The 5,928-nt window shown below is 61.6% G+C and carries 5 protein-coding genes and 2 pseudogenes; 5 read left to right on the plus strand and 2 right to left on the minus strand.

What is annotated here, in order from left to right; translation table 11 throughout:
* Window positions 1–352: 352 nt before the first annotated feature.
* Window positions 353–1,192, minus strand: coding sequence for a universal stress protein (locus WAN02_RS11580; RefSeq protein WP_422264308.1), 840 nt, complete (start codon window positions 1,190–1,192; stop codon window positions 353–355).
* Window positions 1,193–1,341: 149 nt separating this feature from the next.
* Between WAN02_RS11580 and WAN02_RS11585 the strand changes: the two are divergent.
* Window positions 1,342–1,659: pseudogene (locus WAN02_RS11585) on the plus strand (VIT1/CCC1 transporter family protein); the annotation flags it as partial.
* A 14-nt stretch (window positions 1,660–1,673) separates the two neighbouring features.
* Here WAN02_RS11585 and WAN02_RS11590 read toward each other — a convergent pair.
* Window positions 1,674–2,522, minus strand: a complete 849-nt coding sequence (locus WAN02_RS11590) for a universal stress protein (RefSeq protein WP_422264309.1) — start codon at window positions 2,520–2,522, stop codon at window positions 1,674–1,676.
* Window positions 2,523–2,946: 424 nt separating this feature from the next.
* Here WAN02_RS11590 and WAN02_RS11595 point away from each other — a divergent pair, with 424 nt between their 5' ends.
* The 4 genes and pseudogenes from WAN02_RS11595 to WAN02_RS11610 all read left to right on the plus strand — a co-directional run.
* Window positions 2,947–3,936 (plus strand): Acg family FMN-binding oxidoreductase, encoded by a 990-nt coding sequence (locus WAN02_RS11595; protein ID WP_422264310.1) that lies wholly within the window; start codon window positions 2,947–2,949, stop codon window positions 3,934–3,936.
* A complete protein-coding gene (locus WAN02_RS11600) occupies window positions 3,926–4,324 on the plus strand; it encodes a universal stress protein (protein WP_422264311.1) in 399 nt (132 codons plus the stop codon). The genes WAN02_RS11595 and WAN02_RS11600 overlap by 11 nt, the downstream gene beginning before the upstream one ends.
* Window positions 4,325–4,698: 374 nt before the next feature.
* Window positions 4,699–5,586 (plus strand): universal stress protein, encoded by an 888-nt coding sequence (locus WAN02_RS11605; protein ID WP_422264312.1) that lies wholly within the window; start codon window positions 4,699–4,701, stop codon window positions 5,584–5,586.
* A 112-nt stretch (window positions 5,587–5,698) separates the two neighbouring features.
* Window positions 5,699–5,928, plus strand: a pseudogene (locus WAN02_RS11610) (STAS/SEC14 domain-containing protein); the annotation flags it as partial.

Genomic DNA, 5,928 nt, shown 5'->3' on the forward strand with positions numbered 1-5,928 from the left:
CATCCTTGAAGTTGATCCGACCACTCCCCTGGTGCGGCGAGTAGAGCCGAACGAATCCGGTTGGAAGTGCTTCGGTCACGCTTCCACCACGCCGAGGTCCCAGCAACCACAGGCATTTCGGCAGCAGGCCCGAGGTCCAATGACCCTAGATCGATACGCTCAGCGGCTTCATGTTTCGGGCAATGCGACGCCGAACAGTGGAGCACCACTACCAATTTCAGCAGGAGACGGTGCCCATTCGGGGTCAGTCATGGATGTCGTCGACCGCGTCGACGGGCTGGGCGATCATGCCGTTGAGCTTCGGCAGCGGATGGTCCACGCCCGGTAGATGTTATCCGGCTCTGCCGGCCCGTTACGCCCTCGTCTGTTGTTGACCCCGCACGATGAGCACGGAGCAGTCGGCGTGGCGAAGGATTGGCATGCCGTGCGGACCCACTAATTGGGTCACCCGGCGGTGATCGCCGCTGCCGATAACGACCAGCTGAACCGTACCGACACGTTCTTGGAGATATCGCGTCACACTCAATCGCGTGGTCGCGACTTCAATCTCGACGTCGGGATAACGCCGCAGCAAGCCGTCGAGGCGCCGATAGAAACTGTCCCGGCTGCTCTCGAAAAATGCCCTGCGCCCGACGCATAACGCAAGCACGGGTGCCTGCCGCACGCGAGCCTCCTCTATCGCGCAACGCACGACGTCGCGGTTGCCGGGTCTGTCATCGACGACCACCGCGATGAGGCCGGACCCCAAGGGCGCCGATTTCTCATCGCGCCGAATAATCGCCACCGGGCAGTACGCTTCCTCGGCAAGAATCGCCGCGGTCGAGCCGAGCGCCATGTTGGCCACCCGGCCGATCCCCACAGATCCGGCGCAGATGAGGGTGGCGCCGCTCGACTCGGCGATCAGTGCACAATCGACATCGCCGTACAGCACGGCGGTGTCGATCTTGACCGGCAGGCCGGTCTCCTCCACCGCGGAACAAGCAGCACGCAAAGAGATCTCGGCATAGTCATGCTCGGCAGCATCAGCATGATCGGAGCTCACTGGCCCGTCGGGGATCTGGACGACGTAAACGAGCCGAAGCGAAACATCTTGATGGATCGCTTCCTTGGCCGCCCATACGGCTGCTCCAATGGCCGCGTCCGAGCCGTCGACTCCCACCACAACCGGTCCGGGTGACCCTGCACTGATCATGGCCTGCTCCTGATCCCGACACGGACATCAACACCCATGACGCTATGCAGAAGCCAACCGCAACACAGGTGCCGTAGGGCCTTTCACCAGTGGACATTGGACTCTACGAATGGCATTTCTGGATCGCGACGCTGTATACAGCGTCGCAAATAGCCCGAGGTGAGGTTGTTATGGGTATCGATCCTGAGGAGCTCGCGAGCCCGTGGCAAGCGTCGCTGGCCCCAGCGCTGTCTTTTACCGTTGGTGCTCTATTGCCGTTAATCGCAATCTTGGCGCCCCCGACGACGTGGAGAATCCCAGTCACCGTCGTGGCGGTACTTCTGGCTTTGGTGATCACCGGGTTGTTGTCGGCGGGATTGGGCGCGGCGCCAAAGGGTCGGGCGTTGGTCCGCAATGCCATTGGCGGTGGTCTTGCGTCGGCAGTCACCTATGCGATCGGTCATGCGGTCGGCGCTGCGACCACCTGAGTGTCGACGTCCGTCTAGCGCGCGACAAGCAGAGAAAAGTCACCGCGGTGTTGTGCATCGGCTCCGGAGGGGCCGACAAGTTGGCAGATCTCGCTCGTGTGGTGCGCGCCGACTATCGCGAGTTGCGTGGTCGTGGCATGGTCGGCGAGGTAGGTGAGGAAAGTGCCGAACGCAGTGACGGTGCGCAGGTGCACGTCGGGATAGTGCGGCCCTCTCGCCGCGACATAGTGATCGAGAGCCGCCCGCATCCGTCGATCGTGGTCGCGAAGGATCCAATCCTGTTGAAGGAGATCGAATGCCGTCCGGTAGGCGGTCATCAGCACCAGGGGAGCGTTCCTCCGCGTGGCCTCTTCGAAGCCCCACTCAACGGCGGCATCGTCGTCGGGCGTTCCGTCAACTAGGGCCACGATCGATCGATTATCGGTCAGATCCGCGTGGTGTTCACCTCTGACGACTGCTACGGAGCAATGCGCAGACTGCACCAGTTTCGCTGCGGTCGAACCAAACCCAGTGCTGCAGGCATTGCCGGATTCAGCGTTTCCGATGCACAGCAATCGCGTAGATTCCGTAGCATCGATCAGGGCGGGTACAGCGCACCCTTCGAGGATGTCGATCTCGACCTTGACTGACTTTCCCGTCGCTTCGACAGCGGCATAGGCGTCGTAAACCGCGTCCTCTGCCGCCGCTAGTAGTCCATGGCATGCGCTTTGGTCAGCGCCGAGACTCAGTTCCCTGCTGTAAAGCAGCCGCAACGGAGTCTCAGTGCCGGCAACCTCGTCGACGGCCCATCGCGCCGCCCGAACGGCAGCCTGCGACCCGTCGATCCCAACCACGACCGATTTCGGCGGACACATCTCGAACATCTGCACTCCCGGGTTGTTGACGTTCCAAAACCATTGACACGAAGAGTATTACGGAGCTTGCTACCGAGCGGGACGCGCTACGATCAGCGGTCCGCGGACGGATTGGCGAGCATTCGATGTCCTTCCGTCGAGACAACGCTATGCAGAATCGGATCGCCAGTCATGAGGCTTTAGTCCTCACCCAGAGGGATATTGGTCTCTTTGTCCGATGTGCCGCCTGCCCGCCGACACCGGTGCGGCTTCCTGAAGACCAAGGAGCTTGAGGCGACGGACACGGCCCTTACTTCGGGTCGGGGTTTGGCCTACAAATCGACAAGTCGCCTACGTACCGCCCGATGGCATCGGGATCGGGGACCTATGGCCCTGCTGCCGCCTCGCGTCGAGGAGGACCCTCAAGGCAGATAAAAGATCGGGAGGTCGACAGATGGCAACTACCGCAGTGGAAACCGACGTCATCGAGGATGCGGTGCGGACAGCGTGCCGCGCGCCGTCACTACACAACAGTCAGCCCTGGCAGTGGGTGTTCAATCGCGGACAATTGCGGTTGTTTCTCGATCCAAGTCGAGTACTGGACACCGACCACTCCGCGCGGGAAGCAGTGATCAGTTGTGGCGCTGCGCTCGACCATCTGCGGGTAGCGATGGCCGCGGCCGGGTGGCAGTCCCATATCGACCGATTGCCCAATCCCAACAGTCGCAATCATCTGGCATCGATCGAGTTCACTCCGATCGAATTCGTGACCGAACGAGATCGGGGGCTCGCCAGCGCCATTGAGGCACGTCGCACCGACCGCCTGCCGTTCAGCTCGGTGACAGCGTGGCAATCCATCGAAGCCGTAGTGGCCAGTAGCGCCAACCCGCACGCCGTACATATAGAGGTCATCGACGACGCATTGCACCCGCGCCTCGAAGAGGCTGCCCAGATCGCGGAGTCATTAAGGTTCTACGACATTCCTTACCAACACGATTTGCACTGGTGGACAGCGCCATTCGAGGCATCAGAAGGAATCCCGTACAGTGCCCTCGTCTCGGCGGCCGAAGGTGACCGGGTAGGAGTCGGGCGGGCATTCCCCCTCCCTCGTCGAGCCGAACGACGTCTTGAAGTTCCCGAAGACCATGCCAAGGTCTTGCTATTGTCCACCGACGGCGACACTCGCGCCGACGCGTTGGCCGCCGGCGAAGCGCTTTCCGCAACATTGCTGGAATGCACGATGGCCGGTCTGGCGACTTGCCCGGTCACGCAGCTCACCGAACTCGGCGTCACCCGCGAACTCATCCGGTCGCTGATGGACCATGACGCCGTGCCGCAAGTTCTCGTCCGTGTCGGCGTGGTTCCGGTCACGGAGAAGGTGCCGCCGCCCACGCCACGGCGCCCACTCTCAGCAGTTCTACGACTCAGAGGTTATGGGGAATAGCGATGCGCGATTCGACGACAACACGTTACCGATCGTCGTCGGTATCGACGGCTCGCAAGCAGCGATCCAGGCCGCGGAATGGGCGATCGATGAAGCTGTCAGCCGAGAGGTCCCGCTGCGTTTGGTCGAAGTGATCCCGCGGCAGGCCGAGCCCTCCCCGCCCGCGTCCGTGGGTAATGTCCGGATGGAAGTTGAATACGCGGAGGCCTCGCTGAGGATAGCCGCTGCTGCGGTGGCAGCCGACGGGAAAGTCGTCAAAGTCGAGAGTGCCATTCTTCAGGGCGATCCTGCGGGGGTGCTTTTAGCCGAATCCCGCTACGCCGTAACGGTATGCGTCGGTTCGACGGGCATCGGACGCTTTGCGCGGACAGTACTCGGTTCGCCGTAATCGGCAGCGCCGATATAGATCAGCTCACGAGGCTCATTGGGCCACATCGCCACCCCATCCTCGGGCACGCCGAGTGCTGCGTGCTTGTTGTCCGATCCCAGTTGCGATGCGTGGCACACCCTGGCAGCCGAGCATGACCGGAAGCAACCTCGTCCACGACGTGTATCCCTGGACGCTTCGCGACGGTGCCGCAGTAACGTTGCGGCGGCGGTGATCCACGGTTATCGATGCGCGGTGACACCGTTCGCCCGTTGCCATGGCCAGGGACTTTTGGCCCAGCATGTAGTGACCTTCTCCCCGACGACTGTGACCCTTCGGCGCTACGCCGGGCAGGTCGTATCGGCACATGATTCTCCTTGACGAAAGGAAATCAAATGTCCTCAACAACAAAAGATTTAGGAATCCTCGTCGGCGTCGACGGGTCGCCCGCATCAGACGCCGCTGTTAGTTGGGCAGCGCACGACGCGGTGATGCGCGACGTACCGCTGACCCTGATGCACGTGCAAGATCCCGCAGCTCGCAACTGGTCGCAGATCAAGGTGTTAGAAGAGGTGGCGGGATGGCAGAAGGCTCAGGGCCGCGGCATTCTCGCAAACGCATCGAAGATTGCCCATGACATCACGAAAGACGCATCGCAGATACCAATCAACGGCGAATTGCAGCTTTCGGCTCCCGGCCCGACGCTCATCGACAAGTCCGAAGATGCCGAACTGATTGTGGTCGGCACCGACGGGCGCGGCGCTTTGGCTCGCGGTTTGCTTGGCTCGGTCAGTTCGGGGCTAGTGCGGCACGCCCGTTGCCCCGTGGCGGTTATCCATGACGCAGAACTACCAATGCCGCATCCCACGAATGCTCCTGTTCTGGTGGGAGTGGACGGTTCATCAGCCTCGGAGCTCGCCACCGAGATCGCATTCGACGAAGCCTCGCGTCGCCACGTCGGCTTGATAGCACTGCACGCGTGGAGCGACAGAGAACTCATCGAACTTCCAGGTGTCGACTGGCCGGCGGTCGAAGCAGAAGAAGAGCGTCTGATGAGCGAGGCGCTCGCGGGGTGGCAGGAACGCTATCCCGACGTGACGTTGACCAAGCTCCTCGTTTGTGAGCGGCCAGCGCGTGCGCTCGTCGAAACATCGCAATCTGCACAGCTTGTCGTGGTCGGCAGTCATGGCCGAAATGTCCTGACCCGCACATTCTTGGGGTCGGTCAGCAACGCCGTCGTTCAATCCATCCGTGTGCCGGTGATCGTGGCGCGGCCGTCTTAGAGACAGCATGCCAAACAAGAGGGCAATGCCGCGAAACGCGTTGTGCGGCATTGCCGGTACGGTCACTAACTTCACTTCAGCCCTCGACCACAACGATCCTCAGGAGCAGATCATGATCGAATACAACTTGGATACCGCGCATTCCACCCTTGTGGTGCATCCCAAGTCCGCACTGGACAAAAGCGACTTCACTGAACTTGCCAGGGCGGTTGACACCCAGATCGAGGCAACGGGTGATCTCGCCGGCCTCATCATCGACGCCCCGGAATTCCCGGGTTGGGACAGTTTCGGAGCGATGGTCACCCACTTTCGTTTCGTCCGGGACCATCACAAGCGCGTCAA

Origin of the sequence: Mycobacterium sp. (assembly GCF_049281135.1) — a bacterium.
Taxonomy (GTDB): Bacteria; Actinomycetota; Actinomycetes; order Mycobacteriales; family Mycobacteriaceae; genus Mycobacterium.